The sequence below is a fragment of the Paramixta manurensis genome (assembly GCF_013285385.1).
Classification (GTDB): Bacteria; Pseudomonadota; Gammaproteobacteria; order Enterobacterales; family Enterobacteriaceae; genus Paramixta; species Paramixta manurensis.
Genome location: NZ_CP054212.1, coordinates 784,414 through 803,404 on the forward strand (window position 1 = coordinate 784,414; position 18,991 = coordinate 803,404).

An 18,991-nucleotide genomic window follows, 5' to 3' on the forward strand; every position below is an offset into this window, starting at 1 on the left:
AACATTATGGCAACGCCTCATATTAACGCTGAACTCGGTGATTTCGCGGACGTGGTACTGATGCCGGGCGATCCGTTGCGCGCCAAACATATCGCGGAAAACTTTTTAGAGAACGCGGTCGAAGTGAATAACGTGCGTGGCATGCTGGGTTTTACCGGAACCTATAAAGGCCGTAAGATCTCGGTGATGGGCCACGGCATGGGGATCCCATCCTGCTCCATTTATGCGCGTGAGCTGATTGTGGACTTTGGCGTGAAGAAGATTATTCGCGTGGGTTCCTGTGGCGCGGTGCGGGATGACGTTAAGCTGCGTGATGTGGTGATTGGCATGGGCGCCTGTACCGATTCGAAAGTGAACCGTCTGCGTTTTAAAGACCATGATTTTGCGGCGATTGCCGATTTCGATATGGTGCGTAACGCAGTCGATGCGGCGGCGGCACAGAATATTCCGGCGCGCGTAGGTAATATTTTCTCCGCTGATTTGTTCTACACGCCAGATGCCGATATGTTTCAGGTGATGAAGAAGTACGGAATTTTGGGCGTAGAAATGGAAGCTGCCGGGATTTATGGCGTGGTTGCCGAGTTGCAGGAGGAGTACGGTTGTAAGGCGTTGACCATTTGTACCGTTTCCGATCATATTCTGCGTCATGAAGCGACGACCGCCGCCGAGCGTCAGACGACGTTCAGCGAAATGATCCATATTGCGTTGGAGTCCGTGCTGTTGGGCGATTAATTCGCTCGCCGTTCAGGCGAGAGAAACGCCGTTGGTTTTGCAGCAACGCCGAAACCGTGAAAGCCTCTCCAAGAGAGACTATTGCGGCGACGGCGTACTCTCATCATCCTCATCTTCCTTCACCGGATTACTGGCCGTCAGCAAAAACGGCGACTGCTGCCAACGCGTACGCCGATCGCGCAGCAACGTCCGGCTCAAAATAATGCCAATCGCCAGCGCCAGCAACATCATCAAACGCAACACATTGGTGGTATTGTCCACCTGACGCGCATCGGTCACCAACACATGCGTATCCAGCGTCACGCGCAAAAAACCGAGCGGCCCATCGCGATTGGCCAACGGTTGAACTATCTGATGGTTGAAGTAGCTACCGGCGCGTTTACCGTCCAACGCTAACCGATCACGCACGCTTATGCCTTCGCCGCTGGTGGCGATCTGTGTACCGTCGGCGTCATAAACCGCCGCGTCGAGAATACGGCTATGATCGGTCATTTGCTGCAACAGCGCTTCGATCTGCGCGCGGTTATCGTCGCTATTGTCCATCAATGGCGTTAGGCTAAAGGCGACCTGTTTGGTCAGCGTGCGCGCCAGATCCTCGACCTGCCCGGACCGCGCCATTTGGTGACCCATGCTGAACCATGAAGCGCCCTGCATCAACACCACCAGCAGTGCCAGGCAAATCAGCACAATGACCGTGCGATGCAGACGAAATTTCAGTTTGGCTTTAGCCATCTTTAACCTTCAAACTTTGTGAACAGGGCCGCGCCTGTTTTCGACACTTTATGTTGCCAGAAGCGCGGCTTACAAGGTAGCCTCTTGCGTGGTTTTATCGTGGTTAAAATGTCCTTACAGGAGCTGTAATGCCTAATCGTCTGACCTGGTGCGATCTCCCTTCCGATGTCTCTCTCTGGCCGGGGCTACCCCTTTCACTGAGCGGTGATGAAGTCATGCCGCTGGATTACCGTGCCGGGCGTACCGGATGGCTGCTGTACGGGCGCCAGCTTGATAAACAGCGGTTGACCGATTATCAGCACCAACTTGGCGCGGCGATGGTGATTGTCAGCGCCTGGTGTGTGGATGACTATCAGGTTATTCGCCTGGCGGGCTCTCTGACGCCGCGTGCCAGCAAATTAGCGCATCAGGCTGGGCTGGATGTCGCGCCGCTCGGTAAAATTCCACATCTGAAAACGCCTGGTTTGCTGGTGATGGATATGGACTCAACCGCGATTCAGATTGAATGTATTGATGAAATCGCCAAACTGGCGGGGTGCGGCGAGCGTGTCGCAGAAGTGACCGAGCGCGCAATGCGTGGCGAGCTGGATTTTTCCGCTAGCCTGCGTGAGCGCGTGGCGACACTGGCTGGCGCCGACGCCGATATTCTACGTCAGGTGCGCGACCAGATGCCGTTAATGCCCGGCTTAACCACATTAGTACAGAAATTACAGGCGTTAGGATGGCAGGTGGCGATTGCCTCCGGCGGCTTTACCTGGTTTGCCGAATACCTGCGCGATAAACTCCATCTCGCCGCGGTGGCCGCCAATGAATTGGTTATCCGCGACGGTAAATTAACCGGCGAAGTGTATGGCCCGATTGTGGATGCGCAATATAAAGCGGATACGCTGTTAAAATTAGCCGATAAGTTTGACATCGCCGCCGGGCAAACTGTTGCCATTGGCGACGGTGCAAATGACCTGTTAATGATTCAGGCATCGGCGTTGGGGATTGCCTATCACGCGAAGCCGAAAGTCAATGAACAGGCTGAAGTGATCATCCGTCATGCGGATTTAATGGGGGTATTCTGTATTCTCAGCGGCAGCCTGATCCACGAAGAGCGTTAACTAAGGAATTACTTTGGCAAAAGCGGTAAAACGCGCCTTCGTATGCAACGAATGTGGCGCAGACTATCCGCGTTGGCAGGGGCAATGCAGCGCCTGCCACGCCTGGAACACCATTACTGAAGTACGCCTCGCCGCTTCACCGACGGTGGCGCGCAACGAGCGGCTGGCAGGTTATGCGGGCAGTGCCGGAACCAGCCGCGTGCAAAAATTGTCGGAAATCAGCCTCGAAGCCTTGCCGCGCTTCTCCACCGGTTTTAAAGAGTTTGACCGCGTGCTGGGCGGCGGCGTAGTGCCGGGGAGCGCCATTTTGATCGGCGGTAACCCTGGCGCCGGGAAAAGTACGCTGCTGCTGCAAACGCTGTGCCGCCTGGCGCAGGAGATGAAAACGCTGTATGTCACCGGGGAAGAGTCCCTGCAACAGGTCGCGATGCGGGCGCATCGCCTTGGGTTACCGGCAGACAACCTGAATATGCTGTCAGAAACCAGTATTGAGCAAATCTGCCTGATCGCCGAGCAAGAACAACCCAAATTGATGGTGATTGATTCTATTCAGGTGATGCATATGGCGGATATTCAATCTTCACCCGGCAGTGTGGCGCAGGTGCGTGAAACCGCCGCGTATCTGACGCGCTTCGCGAAAACGCGCGGCGTGGCGATTGTGATGGTGGGGCATGTGACGAAAGATGGCTCACTGGCCGGCCCAAAAGTGCTGGAACACTGTATTGACTGCTCGGTGTTGCTGGACGGCGATGCAGATTCGCGTTATCGCACCCTACGCAGCCATAAAAACCGCTTCGGGGCGGTGAATGAACTGGGCGTATTCGCCATGACCGAGCAAGGCATGCGCGAAGTCAGCAACCCGTCGGCGATTTTTCTCTCACGCGGCGATGAAGTGACCTCCGGTAGTTCGGTGATGGTGCTGTGGGAAGGAACACGCCCACTGCTGGTAGAAATCCAGGCGCTGGTTGATCACTCCATGATGGGCAATCCGCGTCGGGTTGCGGTTGGTCTTGAACAAAACCGGTTGGCGATTCTGCTGGCGGTGTTGCATCGCCACGGCGGCTTGCAGATGGCCGATCAGGACGTGTTTGTCAACGTGGTCGGCGGGGTAAAGGTGACGGAAACCAGCGCCGATCTGGCATTGATGTTATCGATGGTTTCCAGCCTGCGTGACCGACCGTTGCCGCAGGACTTGGTGGTGTTTGGCGAAGTTGGGCTGGCAGGGGAAATCCGCCCGGTACCCAGCGGGCAGGAGCGTATTTCGGAAGCGGCGAAGCACGGGTTCCGTCGCGCCATCGTTCCGGCGGCTAACGTACCGAAAAAACCGCCGGAAAATATGAAGGTCTACGGCGTGAAAAAACTGGCGGATGCGCTGGCGATTTTGGATGATTTATAGCGGGTAGCCTTAGGGAGGGCAGTTCATGTCGACATTTGAGTATTTGAAAAACGCGATCCGCCAACAGGGGCATACCCTGCAACAGGTCGCCGATGCCAGCGGCATGACCAAGGGCTATCTGAGCCAGTTGCTAAATGCCAAAATCAAAAGTCCGAGCGCGCAAAAACTGGAAGCGCTGCATCGCTACCTGGGGCTGGAGTTCCCGCGCCGTGAAAAAACCGTCGGCGTGGTGTTTGGCAAGTTTTATCCGCTGCATACCGGCCATATTTACCTGATCCAGCGCGCCTGTAGCCAGGTTGACGAACTGCATATCGTGATGGGCTACGATGAACCGCGTGACCGTCAACTGTTTGAAGATAGCGCGATGTCGCAGCAGCCCACTGTGAGCGATCGGCTCCGTTGGCTGTTACAGACCTTTAAATACCAGAAAAACATCCGTATTCATGCCTTCAATGAAGAGGGAATGGAACCCTATCCACACGGGTGGGATGTCTGGAGCACCGGCATTAGCGCGTTTATGGCGCAGCAGGGGATCGCGCCAAACCGGGTCTATACCAGCGAGGAGCTTGATGCCCCGCAGTTTCTGGCCCATTTGGGTATTGAAGCGGTGGTGGTCGATCCGCGCCGCTCTTTTATGAATATCAGCGGCGCGCAGATACGTCAGGATCCATTCCGCTACTGGGAATATATCCCCACCGAGGTCAAACCGTTTTTTGTGCGTACCGTGGCGGTGTTGGGCGGAGAATCCAGCGGCAAGTCAACGCTGGTGAACAAGCTGGCGAATATCTTTAACACCACCAGCGCCTGGGAATATGGCCGGGATTATGTGTTTTCACACCTCGGCGGCGATGAGATGGCGCTCCAGTATTCTGACTACGATAAAATTGCGTTAGGGCAGGCGCAATATATCGATTTTGCGGTGAAGTACGCCAATAAGGTGGCGTTTATTGATACCGATTTTGTCACTACGCAGGCGTTTTGCAAGAAATACGAAGGACGTGAACATCCCTTTGTGCAGGCATTGATCGATGAATACCGTTTCGATCTGGTGATCCTGATGGAGAACAATGTGCCTTGGATCGCGGATGGTTTACGCAGCCTCGGCAGCTCGGTTGATCGTAAAGAGTTCCAGAACTTGCTGGTGGCGTTGTTGGAAGAGAACCAGGTGGATTACGTTCATGTCGAAGAGAACGACTACGATGCGCGCTTTCTGCGCTGCGTTGAGCTCGTAAAGGCGATGTTAGGGGATCAACCCTAGAGGCAGGGAAGGGCTGGATGCTGCCAGCCCTTCAGCAAACTTAGTACGCAATCACCACTTTGCCGCGCATATGACCTTCCAACACGCGTTTATGCGCTTCATTCAGCGTCTCTACACTCAGCCCTTGCAAGGTTTCATTCAGCGTAGTGGTTATTTTCCCGGCATCCAGTAACCCGGCCACCTCATCCAGAATTTCTCCCTGCCGTGCAATATCCGGCGTGGTATACATGCTGCGGGTATACATAAATTCGAAATGCAATGCGGCGCTTTTCAGTTTTAACTGATCCATGCTCAGCGGGTGTTCATTTTCAACAATGGTACAAATATGCCCCTGCGGCGCAATCAGTTGGCTCATCGCCTGCCAGTGTCCATCGGTATCGTTCAGACAGAAAATATAATCAACCTGCTTAATTCCCTCTTTTTCCAACTCGCCGACCATATCCTGATAATTCACGATCAGGTCAGCGCCGCGATCGCGGCACCATTGCGCCGAGTCAGGACGTGAAGCGGTGGCAATAATTTTTACCTTGCTATGTAGCTTAGCGAAAGGGATCGCCAGCGAACCGACGCCGCCTGCGCCGCCAACGATCAGCAGGGTTTGATCTGCGGTTGCTTGCTGCAGATTTAAGCGCTCAAAAAGGCCTTCCCAGGCGGTTAGCGCGGTGAGCGGAATGGCCGCCGCCGCTGCCCAGTCCAGCGATTTCGGTTTATGACCGACAATACGCGCATCAATCAGTTGATGGGTACTGTTACTGCCCGGACGGGTAATATCTCCGGCGTAATAGACTTCATCGCCAGCTTTAAAGCCGCTGACTTTACTGCCGGTTTCCAGCACCACGCCGCTGGCATCCCAGCCGAGGATACGCGGCTGTTGCAGACCATTTTTCTGCGCGCCTTTATGTACTTTGGTATCCACCGGGTTGACCGAGGCGGCTTTCACTTCAACCAGCAGGTCATATTCACCGGGCGTCGGTTTTTCCGGCTGAATTTCAATAAACTGTTGCGGTTTTTCAGGATTGATCGCGATGGCTCTAATATTCATGGGGCTTCTCCTTAATAGATAGCCTTAGTGTAGAACCTTCCGACTAAGGTGATAAGATGGACAATGAATCACACAGTGTTCATGTAAGGTGAACAATAATGTTTAAACGATTACAGGATATGGCGCTGTTTGCGCTGGTGGCGGAATGCGGTAGTTTTACCGCGGCGGCGCGACGGGCGGGATTGCCGAAATCCAGCGTCAGTCAGCGCATTAGCCAGTTAGAACAAACGCTGGGCCTACGTCTATTGAACCGCACCACGCGTCAGCTTAACCTGACGTTTGCCGGCGAGCGCTACCTGATCCATTGTCAGGAGATTATGCAAGCCAGCGAACGGGCGGATCAGGCCATTGAACGATTGCGCGCCAATCCCAGTGGTCGCCTGCGCATCACCAGCCCGGCCGGAATTGGCGCGACCTTGCTGGCACGTTGCAATGCGGAGTTTCAGCGCCGGTTTCCCGATGTGACGCTGGAAGTGTCGGTGTCTGATGATATTCGCGATCTGGTGCAGGAGGGGTTTGATGTGGCGCTACGTACCGGTAAACCGCAGGACTCTTCATTAATTGGCCGTCGCGTGGGGTATTGTCAACGCCAATTGGTGGCCTCTGCGCACTACCTGGCGCAGCATCCGGCAATTGAGCATCCTCAACAACTGGCTGAACACCGCTGTATTGCGCATCGCGCCTGGACGGAATGGCTGCTAAAACGCCAGGACGCCTATTATCGCTGGTTGCTGCCACCTTCCCATCTGACCGATAACCTGGTTTATGCGCGTGAATGTGCGCTGGGTGATGCCGGAATTACGCTGTTACCGCGTTTCTTAACACATGATTTGCTTGCGCAGCGGCGGTTGGTGGAAGTGTTGCCGGAGTGGGAAGTGGAGGGGAATGAACTGTGGCTGGTCTATCCGGGACGGAAATTAAATTCACCGGCGCTGGCGACCTTTGTTGATTTCGCCTTACGTTCGCCGGTGTTTACTGAGTTTTATCGTTAACAAACCGAAAATCAGGGCGAGGTTACCTCACCCTGAAGACGGCAGAAACTTACTTCGCCATACGCTTATATTTCATGCGTTTCGGCTCCAAAGCCTCCGCGCCCAGCGTGCGTTTTTTGTACTCTTCATATTCGGTAAAGTTACCTTCGAAGAATTCAATTTTACCTTCATCTTGATAATCCAGAATATGGGTCGCGATACGGTCAAGGAACCAACGGTCATGCGAAATAACCATGGCGCAGCCAGGGAACTCCAGCAGGGCGTTTTCTAGCGCACGCAGCGTCTCAATATCCAAATCGTTGGTCGGTTCATCCAGCAGCAGCATGTTTCCGCCAACCTGCAGCAGTTTTGCCAGGTGCAGACGACCGCGCTCACCACCAGACAACTCGCCAACGTGTTTACCCTGGTCAGTCCCTTTGAAGTTAAAACGGCCAACATAAGCGCGGCTCGGCATTTCGGTGCTGCCAATGCGCATAATGTCCTGGCCGCCAGAGACTTCTTCCCAGACGGTTTTGCTGTTGTCCATTGAGTCACGGAACTGATCGACCGAGGCCAGTTTCACGGTTTCACCGAGATCGATGGTGCCACTATCGGGTTGTTCCTGTTCCGAAAGCATACGGAACAGCGTTGATTTACCGGCGCCGTTAGGGCCGATGATGCCAACGATCGCCCCTTTTGGGATAGCGAATGACAGATTATCGATCAACACGCGATCGCCGTAAGACTTGGTCAGATTAGTGACTTCCAGCACTTTGTCACCCAGACGCGGCCCCGGTGGAATAAACAGTTCGCTGGTTTCATTACGTTTCTGATATTCGGTGCTGTTCAACTCTTCAAAGCGTGCCAGACGGGCTTTACCCTTCGACTGACGGCCTTTTGCGCCTTGACGCACCCACTCCAGCTCTTTCTCAATCGATTTACGGCGTGCCGCTTCTGCTGAGGCTTCTTGCGCCAAACGCTGATCTTTCTGCTCCAGCCATGAGGAGTAGTTACCTTCCCACGGAATCCCTTCGCCGCGATCCAGCTCCAGAATCCAGCCCGCCACGTTATCCAGGAAGTAACGGTCATGGGTAATGGCCACCACGGTGCCTTCGAAATCGTGCAGGAAGCGTTCCAGCCAGGCGACGGATTCGGCGTCAAGGTGGTTGGTCGGTTCGTCAAGCAGCAGCATGTCTGGCTTTTCCAGCAGCAGACGGCAAATGGCGACGCGACGACGTTCACCACCGGATAAATTAGCGATTTTGGCATCCCAATCTGGCAGGCGCAGCGCATCGGCGGCGCGATCCAGTTGCGTATTCAGGTTATGACCGTCATGCGCCTGGATAATCTCTTCCAGCTTACCTTGCTCGGCAGCCAACTTATCAAAATCGGCATCCGGCTCGGCGTACAGCGCATATACTTCATCAAGACGTTTCAGCGCGCCAACTACTTCAGCCACCGCTTCCTCGACCGATTCGCGTACCGTATGCGCCATATTGAGCTGCGGCTCCTGCGGCAAGTAGCCAATTTTGATACCAGGCTGAGGACGCGCCTCGCCTTCAATATCTTTATCAATACCGGCCATAATGCGCAGCAGCGTTGACTTACCGGCACCGTTCAGGCCCAGTACGCCAATTTTCGCGCCAGGGAAAAAACTGAGAGATATGTTCTTTAAAATGTGTCGCTTCGGCGGAACCACTTTGCCGACGCGATGCATGGAATAGACGAATTGAGCCACGTTGAAAAGAGCCTCTTGGAGTCTGTGTTGTCGTTGGGGCGAACCGCCCACTCAGATGACGAAGTTTAGCTGTTTTCCCTGCTTAATCACAGCTGATAACCCGATGATTATTCTGTATCCGACGTGTTTGTGGCATAAGCGTTTGATTTATGCGCATCCCAATGTCTATGCTGATTTTTTTACCGCCAAACCGGGAGGGTAACGATGCGGGTGCTGATTGCAGCAGATGAGAACCAGTGGGGCGAGATTATTGCGCAATTGCGCACGGCGCTGCCGGATGTTGAATTCGTCGCCTCGGCGCATCAGGCCACACAGAGCCTGGCGGGGTTTGAGGTGCTGGTACCCGGCATGAGCCGCGTCGACGCCGCGTTGCTGGCGACATCCGACCGTCTGCGGTTAATTCAGCAGGCGGGCGCCGGGATGGAGCGGATTGATATTGACGCCGCCGGGCAACGCGGCATCGCGGTCGCTAATGTCCCCTCGGAAAGCTCAGGGAACGCCGATGCGGTGGCGGAGCTGGGCGTATGGATGATCATCGGCCTGGCGCGGCAGACGTGGACGCTACCGGCTCAATTTGCCGCCCAACGCATGGGAGAACCTATCGGGTTGGGGCTGACCGGCAAAACTGTCGGGTTAGTCGGGCTGGGCGGCATCGGGCAGGCATTAGCCGCCAGGCTAACGGCATTCGGCGTGCGGCTAATTGGCGTCAAACGCCAGGCCGATGCTGAGTTTGCCCGTCGGCATCAGCTTGACTGGCTGGGAACCATGGAACAGTTACCGGAACTGCTGGCGCAGGCGGATTTTGTGGTATTAAGCCTGCCGGAAAATGCGCAGACACACCATATTATTGACGCGCAAGCCCTGGCGCAGATGCCGCCGGGACGTTTTCTGGTCAATCTGGGGCGCGGTGGTTTGATTGATAAAAACGCACTACTGGCCGCGCTGGAAAGCCAGCATCTTGCTGGCGTTGGGTTGGATGTTTTCTGGCAGGAACCGCCGGACCCGCTCGACCCGCTGTTTCACTATCCGGTCATCGCCACGCCGCATATTGCCGGCGTTACCGATATTTCTCAGCGCGGCAATGTGGACATAATGTGCGAAAACTTACGGCGGCTACGTGATGGAGAAACGGTGCTTTACCGCCAGATTTAGCCCACGGTTTGCCGGTTATGACGGCAGCAGAACCGACACGCCGCTCTCCTGCAACAGTTTCTGCAGCGCTTTGGGCGGCGCATTGTCGCTAACCAATTGGGTAAACAGCGCCGCTTCGCCAATCCGCGCCGGTAGGACTTTGCCAAATTTACTGCTATCAGCCACCAGTACCCGACGACGCGCGCGCTGGAGGGCGTGGTGCTTCATTTGTAACTCGTTGATGTTATAACAGGTGACACCCTGTTCAATATCGATACCCGCAGCGGAGATAAACGCCAGCGTCGGACAAATATCCTCCAGCACATGATGAGGGCCGAAGGGCGTAAATACCGCGTTGTCAGCATGAAACTCACCGCCACTCAAAATCACCGTGCAGGCTCGCTTTTCTTTTAGCGCCAAAAACGTATTGATCGCGCAGCAAATTGCGGTAAACGGTAAATCATCCTCAATGGCGTCAATCAGGTACGGCATAGTGGTGCCGCAATCGAAAAACACCGTGTCATTCGCCTCAATTAACGCGGCGGCAACGCGTGCCAACTGCTGCTTTTTACTGACGTTATGTGACTGTTGATCGGAAACGAAATAGTGCCCCTGATGGTTTTTCGGATCGCTAACAATATAGCCACCCAGTAACACCACCGAAGAGGGTTGTTCGTTTAAATCCCGACGGATGGTCATTTCCGATACGCCAAGCAACTGTGCGGCATCTTTCAAATGGATCTTGTCGATACGCTTTAGTGCTTGCGCCAGCTTATTCACTCGCTCGTCGCGCCGGGTTTCCATGATGATTTACCTTAACGTGAATGTCCTTTGCCGGAGGCGGCGGTATCCGCCTCGCCGGTCGGATGGATAACGATATTACCTTTAATGGGATCGTGGCGTAAACCTCACCGAGGCCGTTTCGCTTTGTTAAAATAATAACACCTTATCTCTACTTATTGCGCCTGATTAGTTTTTTCTAGCTGGGATTGTTGTCACAAAAATAACTTAATTGCGTTGTTATTGTGACTATAACAACATTTAATGGCGCTTAATTAGCCAGGGGAGAACGTTATGGATATTGCGGTTATTGGGTCCAACATGGTGGATCTCATTACCTACACCAATCAAATGCCAAAAGCCGGTGAAACGTTGGAAGCGCCGGACTTTGCAATTGGCTGCGGCGGTAAGGGCGCCAATCAGGCGGTGGCGGCGGCGAGGCTCGGCGCAAAAGTGATGATGGTCAGTAAAGTTGGTGAGGATCTGTTTGCGGAAAATACCGTTAACAACCTCCAGCGCGCTGGCGTCGACACGCGCCATGTCACCGTGGCGGCGGGCACCTCAAGCGGGGTCGCGCCGATTTTTGTCGATGATCAATCGCAAAACCGTATTTTGATCATTAAGGGGGCGAATAACCACCTGTCGGCCGCCGATATTGATGCAGCGGCGGATGAACTGAAAGCGTGCAAGCTCTTGGTTCTGCAACTCGAAGTACCGCTGCCGGTAGTCTATTACGCCATTGATTTCGCTAACCAGCACGGCATTCCGGTCATTCTTAACCCGGCGCCAGCAGTAGCCGGGTTGGATATTGATTACGCGTGTCGTTGCGATTTTTTTATGCCGAACGAAACCGAGCTCGAAATCCTTACCGGCCTGCCGGTTGTCACCGAAGAGGACGTTTTGCGCGCCGGGCAGAAGCTGCTGGGGCACGGACTGAAAAACTTGATCATCACATTGGGGAGTCGTGGTTCGCTGTGGATGCAGGGCGACCATTGCCACTCAGTGGCCGCGACGCCGGTCAAGGCAGTAGACACCAGCGGCGCAGGCGATGCGTTTATCGGCTGTTTTGCCCATTATCTGGTGCAAGACGGCGATATTCCCCGTGCGATGGCGTTAGCGTCGGCGTTTGCCGCCTGTAGCGTCACCGGGCGCGGAACCCAACGTTCCTATCCAGATATGGATACCTTTCAGCGTTTTCTAAACGTTTAACCGAGGAGACGCGTATGCGCCAGAATCTTGTGCAGCAACCCGACGGCTATTTAAATAAGACCCCGCTGTTTCAGTTTATTTTGCTCTCCTGTCTGTTTCCGCTATGGGGCTGTGCCGCTAGTCTGAATGATATTTTGATCACCCAGTTTAAAAGCGTGTTCGCGTTAAGCGACTTTGCCAGTGCGCTGGTACAAAGTGCGTTTTATGGCGGTTACTTTCTGATTGCGATCCCCGCCTCGCTGGTGATCCGCAAAAGCAGCTATAAGATTGCTATCTTGACCGGCCTGGTGCTGTATATCGTTGGTTGTGTGATGTTCTATCCGGCCTCGCATATGGCGACCTATACCATGTTCCTGGCGGCGATTTTCGCCATTGCGATTGGGCTGAGTTTTCTCGAAACCGCCGCCAATACCTATAGCTCAATGATCGGGCATCGCGACCACGCGACGCTGCGGCTTAATATCAGCCAGACCTTTTATCCGATCGGCGCTTTAATGGGGATCGTGCTGGGGAAATATTTGGTCTTTCAGGACGGCAACAGTCTGATGAGCCAAATGGCAGGCATGTCGGCGGAGCAGGCACATCAGTTCCGCCTGACGATGCTCGAACATACGCTGGAACCTTATAAATATTTGGTGATGGTGCTGGTGGTGGTAATGCTGCTGTTTCTGTTTACGCGTTATCCGCATTGTAAACCGCAAAGCGCCGGGCAACCGCGCCCTTCACTGGGCGAAACGTTCCGCTATCTGGCGAAGAACCGCCACTTTAAACGTGGGATTGTGACGCAATTTCTCTACGTGGGGATGCAGGTCGCCGTGTGGTCTTTCACCATTCGCCTTGCGCTTAACCTGGGCGCCACCAACGAGCGCAACGCCTCTAACTTTATGATTTATAGCTTTATCTGCTTCTTTATCGGTAAGTTTGTCGCCAACTTCCTGATGACCCGTTTCCGGGCGGAGAAAGTGTTGATCGCCTACTCGGTGATTGGCGTGGCAACACTGGCCTATGTGATGCTGATGCCTAACTTTACCGCGGTTTATGCAGCGGTGTTCGTTAGCGTGCTGTTTGGCCCGTGTTGGGCGACCATTTATGCCGGTACCTTGGCGACGGTCGAGAATAAATATACCGAAGTGGCTGGCGCGTTTATCGTGATGGCGATTGTTGGCGCGGCGTTTGTACCCGCTTTGCAGGGGCTGGTTTCCGATAAGCTGGGTTCAATGCAATTGGCGTTTGGCGTTTCGCTGCTGTGTTTTGCCTGGGTTGGCTTCTACTTCTGGGGCGAGTTACGGCATAACAGACAGCCTGCCGCCCACGGGCAGTTGGCGGAGAATGCGCGATGAAAACCACCTTACCACTGTATCGCGCGCAGTTTCAGGAACAGCCCTGTGTCCTACTGGAGAATGACCAGTTTAAAATTGAGCTGTTTCGCTATCCTTCAGGGATTGAAGCGATAAAAATCAGTAATCAGCGGGGCAGTGTGATTGCCTTGCCATGGTATGGGCAGATGGTGTGGGATGCGACCTTTGATGGCCAGACTCTCACCATGGGTAACGGCTTTAAGCAGCCGTTACCCGGCAAGGATATTATTGATACCTATGGCTGTTTTGCTTTTCACTCCGGGCTATTAGCCAGCGGCTGCCCGGCGGAAGATGATAACCATCCGTTACATGGTGAAATGGCCTGCGCTCGAATGGATCGCGCCTGGCTGGTGTTAGAAGAGCAGCAGGTTACGCTGCAGGGTGAAACGGAATATATCAAAGGCTTTGGGCATCATTATCTTGCCGAGCCATCAATAGGCTTAGCGGCAGATGTGCCACGCCTGACTATCGCGATGCGGGTTACCAACCTGGCGGGTCACGCAATGCCGCTACAATACATGTGCCATATGAATTACGCCTATGTTGAAAATGGCACCTTTAGCCAGTCGATTCCGGCCACCGCTTTTCAGCTTCGTACTTCTATTCCGGCGCATGTTAAGCCAACGCCGCGCTGGCTGTCGTACACGCGTGAGCTGCAACAATCGGCGCAAGATTTTACCTGCCTGGATAAACCAGAGATGTACGATCCGGAGATCGTCTTTTTTGCTGATGATCTGGCGCAGTATGGCGACCAGGCCGAATTCCGGTTGCACTCGCCGCAAGGGTTTAGTTTCGTTACCCGTTTTGATACCGCGCAGTTTAACTCGGCGACCCGCTGGATCCTGCATAATGCCGATCAGCAGGTGGCGGCATTTGTGTTACCGGCTACCTGCCGCCCGGAAGGGTTTAACGCTGCGCAGCGGGCGGGGACGTTAATTACGCTGGCGCCGGGCGAGCAGCGCGAGTTTTGGGTTGAGACGGGGTTAGATTGCTGACGGCGTTGGTTTTTCAGATTTCAGCAACGGCTGTAAATCCAGCCTCCCTTTAGGTCAACGGTGTTCCGGCCACCGCTCCGCGTCGGGCGGGTTAAGGGGAAACGCACCTTTCCCCTTAACAATCCCGCGTGCCGCTGGTCCTCACGCCGCGCGTTGCGCGGTTCCCTCAGGTTTCACTCCGGCCTGCCGGACTGCCCGGGACGTGACGTCCTGTCCCGCCCGGCCTTGTGGCGGCGTCCTGCCGCCTCATCCTGGCCTTCACTCAACCTTCGGCGCTGCGGATGGCGGACACAGGATGCTCACCGTAACGCTGGTGCAAATGTTTGGGTGTTGACCTTCCCGAGGCATTAGCGCCGCTGACCTGGCGCCCCCCTAAATCGCCACCAACCCACGCACGCCATCCACCTCCATATCGACACCGCGCCCGCGCTGGACGATTTCCCCGCGCGACATCACCATATACTGATCCGCCAGTTCGGCGGCAAAATCATAAAACTGCTCCACCAGCAAGATAGCCATATCGCCACGCCGCGCCAACTGCCGAATCACCGAACCAATCTCTTTGATCACCGAGGGCTGAATCCCCTCGGTCGGCTCATCAAGAATCAGCAACTGCGGTCGGCTCGCCAGGGCGCGACCAATCGCTAACTGCTGTTGCTGACCGCCGGAAAGGTCGCCGCCGCGCCGCTGTTTCATTGCCTGTAACACCGGAAAAAGCTGATAAATCTCCGCCGATACGGTTTTCGCTTCCGCCGCGCGATACCGCGACAACCCCATCAGCAGGTTCTCCTCCACTGTCAACCGGGGAAAGATTTCACGGCCCTGCGGCACATACGCGATACCGGCACGAACGCGCTGGTGCGGTTTCCAGGCGTTAATGGGGTTGTCCTGCCAGCGAATCTCGCCGGATTTGGCGGGAATTAGCCCCATCAGACATTTTAACAATGTCGTTTTGCCAACGCCGTTACGCCCCAATAAGCAAGTGATCTCGCCCGGCTGGGCGCTAAAAGAGAGGCCACGCAGGATATGGCTGCCGCCGTAAAACTGATTCAATTCCGTTACCTGTAACATGATTAGCGCCCCAGATACACATCGATAACTTGTTCGTTGGCTTGCACTTCACGCAACGATCCTTCGGCTAATACTTGCCCCTGATGCAGCACGGTAACCCGATCGGCAATGGTTTCCACAAAGCCCATATCATGCTCCACCACCATCAGAGAGTGCTTTCCGGCAAGCTGACGGAACAACTCGGCGGTATAGTCGGTTTCCGCGTCGGTCATGCCTGCCGCCGGTTCATCCAGCAGCAGTAGATGCGGCTCCTGCACTAGCAGCATGCCAATTTCGAGAAACTGTTTTTGACCGTGGGAAAGGCGTCCGGCTAAACGATCGCGTTCGCTGCCGAGACGTAGCAGTTTGAGCACTTCATTAATCCTGTCTTGTTGCTCGCCATCTAACCTGGCACGCAGGCTGGCCCACACCGATTTCTCGGTTTTTAGCGCGATTTCGAGGTTTTCAAACACGCTGAGCGCTTCAAACACCGTGGGTTTTTGAAACTTACGCCCAATCCCGGCACGCGCGATTTCTACCGGCGAGAGCCGCGTCAGATCGGTATCCTGGTCGTAGAAAACCTTACCGCTATTCGGGCGCGTTTTGCCGGTAATCACATCCATCAGGGTGGTTTTACCGGCGCCATTCGGGCCAATGACGCAACGCAACTCACCTACGCCAATTTCCAGCGACAGATCGGTCAAAGCGCGGAAACCCTCAAAAGAGACATTGATCGCGCTCAGTTGTAACACCGGATCGGTTTGCTGGCGGTGCCTGTCGGCCAAGTGCGGTTGGGTAAATAATTGATCAGTCATGTTTCCTCCTGCGTAGCAGGCCAATCACGCCGCGTGGTAAAAACAGCGTAACGAGAATGAACATCAGCCCGAGAAAAAACAGCCAGTATTCGGGAAACGCGACGGTGAACCAGCTTTTTGCGCCATTAACCAGCGCAGCGCCCAACAGCGGGCCAATTAAGGTTCCGCGTCCGCCCAGCGCCACCCAAATTGCCGCTTCAATCGAATTGGTCGGCGACATCTCGCCGGGGTTAATAATCCCGACCTGCGGCACGTAGAGCGCGCCCGCCAGCCCGCACAATACCGCAGAGAGCGTCCAGACAAACAGCTTAAAGCCACGCGGATCATAGCCACAGAACATCAGGCGATTCTCTGCGTCGCGCACGGCGGTGAGAACCCGACCAAATTTACTGCGTGCCAGCGCAAAGCCGAGCGCCAGGCTTGCCAGCAAAAGGACCACTGTCGCGATAAACAGACCGATACGGGTGCCGGTCGCCGTCACCGAAAAGCCAAGCAGGGTGGTGAAGCCGGTAAAGCCGTTATTACCGCCGAAGCCGGTTTCGTTACGGAAGAACAGCAGCATCCCGGCCCAGGTTAATGCCTGCGTCATGATCGAGAAATAGACCCCTTTAATTTTTGAGCGAAAGGCAAAAAAACCAAACGCCAGTGCCAGTAAACCCGGCACCAAAATAATCAGGCACAAGGCCCAGGCGAAATGCTCGCTACCTTGCCAAAACCACGGCAACTGATCCCATGATAAAAAGGACATAAACGCCGGTAATCCGCTACCGGCGGCTTGGCGCATCAGATACATGCCCATCGCATAGCCGCCGAGGGCGAAAAACAGCCCATGACCAAGCGACAGTAAACCGGCATAGCCCCAAACCAAATCGAGCGCGACGGCAACCACCGCATAGCAGAGAATTTTGCCGACCAGCGTCAGGGTATACACCGAGAGCGCCAGCGGGTTATCTGCCGGCAGCAGAGCCAGAAACGGTAACAAGATCAGCGCTATCACGGCCAGTGCGCCAAGGCTGAGCGTCAGGCGCGGCGCTTTACGCGCCACGGCGAGTGTCATGGGTTGCGTCATCAGTCAATCACCCGTCCTTTAACTGCGAACAGCCCCTGTGGCCGTTTCTGAATAAACAGGATAATCAGCGCCAGAATCAAAATTTTGCCCAGTACCGCGCCAATCTGCGGCTCCAGTATTTTATTCAGGATACCGAGCCCAAACGCGGCGCACACCGTTCCGATTAGTTGCCCGACGCCGCCCAGCACCACCACCAAAAATGAGTCGATAATATAGCCCTGACCCAGCTCCGGGCCGACATTGCCCAGTTGCGATAGCGCCACGCCGCCCAATCCGGCAATGCCGGAACCGAGGCCGAATGCCAACATATCGACGCGCCCGGTCGGTACCCCGCAGCAATCGGCCATTGCACGATTTTGCGTCACCGCGCGCACATTCATACCGAGACGGGTTTTATTCAGTAGCAGCCAGGTGAGCGCCAGTATGCCAACCACAAACAGGATGACGGCGATACGGTTCCATGGCAGCACCAGATTCGGCAGCAATTGCAGGCCGCCGGAAAGCCATGGCGGGTTGGCGACTTCAAGGTTCTGTGCGCCAAATAGCATGCGAACCAGTTGAATCAGCATCAGGCTAATTCCCCAAGTGGCAAGCAGCGTCTCCAGCGGGCGACCGTACAGATGACGAATCACCGTGCGCTCCAACAACATGCCCACCAGCGCGGTAAGCAGGAACGCCGCCGGGAGCGCCAATAACGGATACCAGGCCAGCCACTCTGGCGCCAGCCGTTGAAACAGGCTCTGCACCAGCCAAGTGGCATAGGCGCCCAGCATCAGCATTTCGCCATGCGCCATATTGATCACTCCGAGCAGACCGTAAGTAATCGCCAGCCCCAGCGCCGCCAGCAGTAAGATAGAGCCGAGTGACAGGCCGCTGAACGCCTGCCCAAGCAGGTCGCCCCACATTAGGCGATGTTTAATCTGTTGCAAGCTATTGGCCGCCGCCGCGCGTACCGCCGCATCGGGTTCATGCTGTGGCTGTATCATCTGTTGCAGGCTGGCTTGCATATCAGGATCGCTGGTTTCGCCCAGTAATTTGACCGCCTGTAAACGCACCTGCGGGTTGCTATCGTTTAATTGCAGATTGGCGACGACCATTGCCAGCGTGGCATGAACCTCTGGCGTTTTTTCCAGCGCCAGACGCTGCGCCAGGAAGGGGAGTTGATCGGCGGCGGCTTCGTTCTGTAGCGTATGCGCGGCGCGCAGGCGCGTGGCGCTATCCGGGCTGACCAATTGCTGAGCGGCGAGGGCGCTGGCGACCAGGATCCGTAATCGATTATTGATAAACAGTTTTTTGAGGTTGCCAGACGGCTGTGCGTCGCCATCCAGCGCGATCAATTGGCCAGCCTGACGGCGAAACGGCTGCTTGTGCTGGTCAACCATCACCGATTCATCATGCAGCGCCTCAAGGAGTGGAAGACGAGCGGGATCGGGTGCTGCCGCCCAGTGTTGTAACAAGGTGGCCTGTTGGGCGCGGCTGGCGGCGGCAAAATCGGTCGCCGGGCCAGCTTGCGCCGCAAAAGGCGCACTGATCAACAGAACCAGCATCACAATCAGTCGCATCATGGAATTACCTTCGACGAAAAGCGGGACGGCGGTGGTTTGCGCAT

The 18,991-nt window shown here is 55.2% G+C and carries 17 protein-coding genes; 9 read left to right on the plus strand and 8 right to left on the minus strand.

Going from position 1 to position 18,991, the window contains the following annotated elements; translation table 11 throughout:
• The first annotated feature begins 6 nt into the window (after positions 1-6).
• Positions 7-732, plus strand: a complete 726-nt coding sequence (deoD, locus tag PMPD1_RS03875; RefSeq protein ID WP_173632797.1) for a purine-nucleoside phosphorylase — start codon at positions 7-9, stop codon at positions 730-732.
• Positions 733-810: 78 nt separating this feature from the next.
• Here the strand turns inward: deoD and PMPD1_RS03880 are convergent, their stop codons facing one another.
• Positions 811-1,464 carry a YtjB family periplasmic protein gene (locus tag PMPD1_RS03880; protein ID WP_173632798.1) on the minus strand — a complete coding sequence of 218 codons (654 nt, stop codon included), beginning with the start codon at positions 1,462-1,464 and terminating at the stop codon, positions 811-813.
• Between the two features lie 128 nt (positions 1,465-1,592).
• Here PMPD1_RS03880 and serB point away from each other — a divergent pair, with 128 nt between their 5' ends.
• From serB to nadR, 3 genes are read left to right on the plus strand one after another with little or no spacing between them, the layout of a single operon-like run.
• A complete protein-coding gene (gene serB, locus PMPD1_RS03885) occupies positions 1,593-2,570 on the plus strand; it encodes a phosphoserine phosphatase (protein WP_173632799.1) in 978 nt (325 codons plus the stop codon).
• 13 nt (positions 2,571-2,583) lie between these two features.
• Entirely contained in the window at positions 2,584-3,966 is a 1,383-nt protein-coding gene (gene radA / locus PMPD1_RS03890; RefSeq protein WP_173632800.1) for a DNA repair protein RadA, read from the plus strand.
• 25 nt (positions 3,967-3,991) lie between these two features.
• Entirely contained in the window at positions 3,992-5,224 is a 1,233-nt protein-coding gene (nadR, locus tag PMPD1_RS03895; protein WP_173632801.1) for a multifunctional transcriptional regulator/nicotinamide-nucleotide adenylyltransferase/ribosylnicotinamide kinase NadR, read from the plus strand.
• A gap of 40 nt (positions 5,225-5,264) precedes the next feature.
• On the opposite strand, the gene PMPD1_RS03900 is transcribed toward nadR, so the two are convergent.
• Entirely contained in the window at positions 5,265-6,266 is a 1,002-nt protein-coding gene (locus tag PMPD1_RS03900) for a zinc-binding alcohol dehydrogenase family protein (RefSeq protein ID WP_173632802.1), read from the minus strand.
• Between the two features lie 98 nt (positions 6,267-6,364).
• Here PMPD1_RS03900 and PMPD1_RS03905 point away from each other — a divergent pair, with 98 nt between their 5' ends.
• A complete protein-coding gene (locus tag PMPD1_RS03905) occupies positions 6,365-7,258 on the plus strand; it encodes a LysR family transcriptional regulator (RefSeq protein ID WP_435529710.1) in 894 nt (297 codons plus the stop codon).
• A 49-nt stretch (positions 7,259-7,307) separates the two neighbouring features.
• Here the strand turns inward: PMPD1_RS03905 and ettA are convergent, their stop codons facing one another.
• Positions 7,308-8,975, minus strand: coding sequence for an energy-dependent translational throttle protein EttA (gene ettA, locus PMPD1_RS03910; RefSeq protein WP_173632803.1), 1,668 nt, complete (start codon positions 8,973-8,975; stop codon positions 7,308-7,310).
• A 204-nt stretch (positions 8,976-9,179) separates the two neighbouring features.
• Here ettA and PMPD1_RS03915 point away from each other — a divergent pair, with 204 nt between their 5' ends.
• Positions 9,180-10,127, plus strand: a complete 948-nt coding sequence (locus tag PMPD1_RS03915) for a 2-hydroxyacid dehydrogenase (protein ID WP_173632804.1) — start codon at positions 9,180-9,182, stop codon at positions 10,125-10,127.
• Between the two features lie 15 nt (positions 10,128-10,142).
• Here the strand turns inward: PMPD1_RS03915 and deoR are convergent, their stop codons facing one another.
• Positions 10,143-10,910 carry a DNA-binding transcriptional repressor DeoR gene (gene deoR, locus PMPD1_RS03920; RefSeq protein ID WP_173632805.1) on the minus strand — a complete coding sequence of 256 codons (768 nt, stop codon included), beginning with the start codon at positions 10,908-10,910 and terminating at the stop codon, positions 10,143-10,145.
• 270 nt (positions 10,911-11,180) lie between these two features.
• Between deoR and rbsK the strand changes: the two genes are divergently transcribed.
• The 3 genes from rbsK to PMPD1_RS03935 are packed head-to-tail and all read left to right on the plus strand — an operon-like array spanning position 11,181 to position 14,448.
• Positions 11,181-12,095 carry a ribokinase gene (rbsK, locus tag PMPD1_RS03925; RefSeq protein ID WP_173632806.1) on the plus strand — a complete coding sequence of 305 codons (915 nt, stop codon included), beginning with the start codon at positions 11,181-11,183 and terminating at the stop codon, positions 12,093-12,095.
• Between the two features lie 14 nt (positions 12,096-12,109).
• Positions 12,110-13,435 (plus strand): L-fucose:H+ symporter permease, encoded by a 1,326-nt coding sequence (gene fucP / locus PMPD1_RS03930; RefSeq protein WP_173632807.1) that lies wholly within the window; start codon positions 12,110-12,112, stop codon positions 13,433-13,435.
• Positions 13,432-14,448: an aldose 1-epimerase family protein gene (locus tag PMPD1_RS03935; RefSeq protein WP_173632808.1), complete on the plus strand. Its 1,017-nt coding sequence runs from the start codon at positions 13,432-13,434 to the stop codon at positions 14,446-14,448. Before fucP ends, PMPD1_RS03935 begins: the two co-directional genes overlap by 4 nt.
• Before the next feature lie 372 nt (positions 14,449-14,820).
• Here the strand turns inward: PMPD1_RS03935 and urtE are convergent, their stop codons facing one another.
• The 4 genes from urtE to urtB are packed head-to-tail and all read right to left on the minus strand — an operon-like array spanning position 14,821 to position 18,947.
• A complete protein-coding gene (urtE, locus tag PMPD1_RS03940; protein ID WP_173632809.1) occupies positions 14,821-15,519 on the minus strand; it encodes an urea ABC transporter ATP-binding subunit UrtE in 699 nt (232 codons plus the stop codon).
• A gap of 2 nt (positions 15,520-15,521) precedes the next feature.
• Complete coding sequence (urtD, locus tag PMPD1_RS03945) at positions 15,522-16,313, minus strand: urea ABC transporter ATP-binding protein UrtD (protein ID WP_173632810.1); 792 nt, start codon at positions 16,311-16,313, stop codon at positions 15,522-15,524.
• Positions 16,306-17,382, minus strand: coding sequence for an urea ABC transporter permease subunit UrtC (urtC, locus tag PMPD1_RS03950; RefSeq protein ID WP_173632811.1), 1,077 nt, complete (start codon positions 17,380-17,382; stop codon positions 16,306-16,308). The genes urtD and urtC overlap by 8 nt, the downstream gene beginning before the upstream one ends.
• On the minus strand, positions 17,382-18,947 hold the full coding sequence (gene urtB / locus PMPD1_RS03955) for an urea ABC transporter permease subunit UrtB (protein ID WP_173632812.1): 1,566 nt from the start codon (positions 18,945-18,947) through the stop codon (positions 17,382-17,384). The genes urtC and urtB overlap by 1 nt, the downstream gene beginning before the upstream one ends.
• Positions 18,948-18,991 lie beyond the last annotated feature (44 nt).

Excerpts from the sequence above, each read along its gene's own strand:
- deoD (WP_173632797.1), top strand. The coding sequence starts at position 7 with ATGGCAACGCCTCATATTAACGCTGAACTCGGTGATTTCGCGGACGTG.
- PMPD1_RS03880 (WP_173632798.1), bottom strand. The coding sequence starts at position 1,464 with ATGGCTAAAGCCAAACTGAAATTTCGTCTGCATCGCACGGTCATTGTG.
- serB (WP_173632799.1), top strand. The coding sequence starts at position 1,593 with ATGCCTAATCGTCTGACCTGGTGCGATCTCCCTTCCGATGTCTCTCTC.
- nadR (WP_173632801.1), top strand. The coding sequence starts at position 3,992 with ATGTCGACATTTGAGTATTTGAAAAACGCGATCCGCCAACAGGGGCAT.
- PMPD1_RS03900 (WP_173632802.1), bottom strand. The coding sequence starts at position 6,266 with ATGAATATTAGAGCCATCGCGATCAATCCTGAAAAACCGCAACAGTTT.
- PMPD1_RS03905 (WP_435529710.1), top strand. The coding sequence starts at position 6,365 with ATGTTTAAACGATTACAGGATATGGCGCTGTTTGCGCTGGTGGCGGAA.
- PMPD1_RS03915 (WP_173632804.1), top strand. The coding sequence starts at position 9,180 with ATGCGGGTGCTGATTGCAGCAGATGAGAACCAGTGGGGCGAGATTATT.
- deoR (WP_173632805.1), bottom strand. The coding sequence starts at position 10,910 with ATGGAAACCCGGCGCGACGAGCGAGTGAATAAGCTGGCGCAAGCACTA.
- rbsK (WP_173632806.1), top strand. The coding sequence starts at position 11,181 with ATGGATATTGCGGTTATTGGGTCCAACATGGTGGATCTCATTACCTAC.
- fucP (WP_173632807.1), top strand. The coding sequence starts at position 12,110 with ATGCGCCAGAATCTTGTGCAGCAACCCGACGGCTATTTAAATAAGACC.
- PMPD1_RS03935 (WP_173632808.1), top strand. The coding sequence starts at position 13,432 with ATGAAAACCACCTTACCACTGTATCGCGCGCAGTTTCAGGAACAGCCC.
- urtE (WP_173632809.1), bottom strand. The coding sequence starts at position 15,519 with ATGTTACAGGTAACGGAATTGAATCAGTTTTACGGCGGCAGCCATATC.
- urtD (WP_173632810.1), bottom strand. The coding sequence starts at position 16,313 with ATGACTGATCAATTATTTACCCAACCGCACTTGGCCGACAGGCACCGC.
- urtC (WP_173632811.1), bottom strand. The coding sequence starts at position 17,382 with ATGACGCAACCCATGACACTCGCCGTGGCGCGTAAAGCGCCGCGCCTG.
- urtB (WP_173632812.1), bottom strand. The coding sequence starts at position 18,947 with ATGATGCGACTGATTGTGATGCTGGTTCTGTTGATCAGTGCGCCTTTT.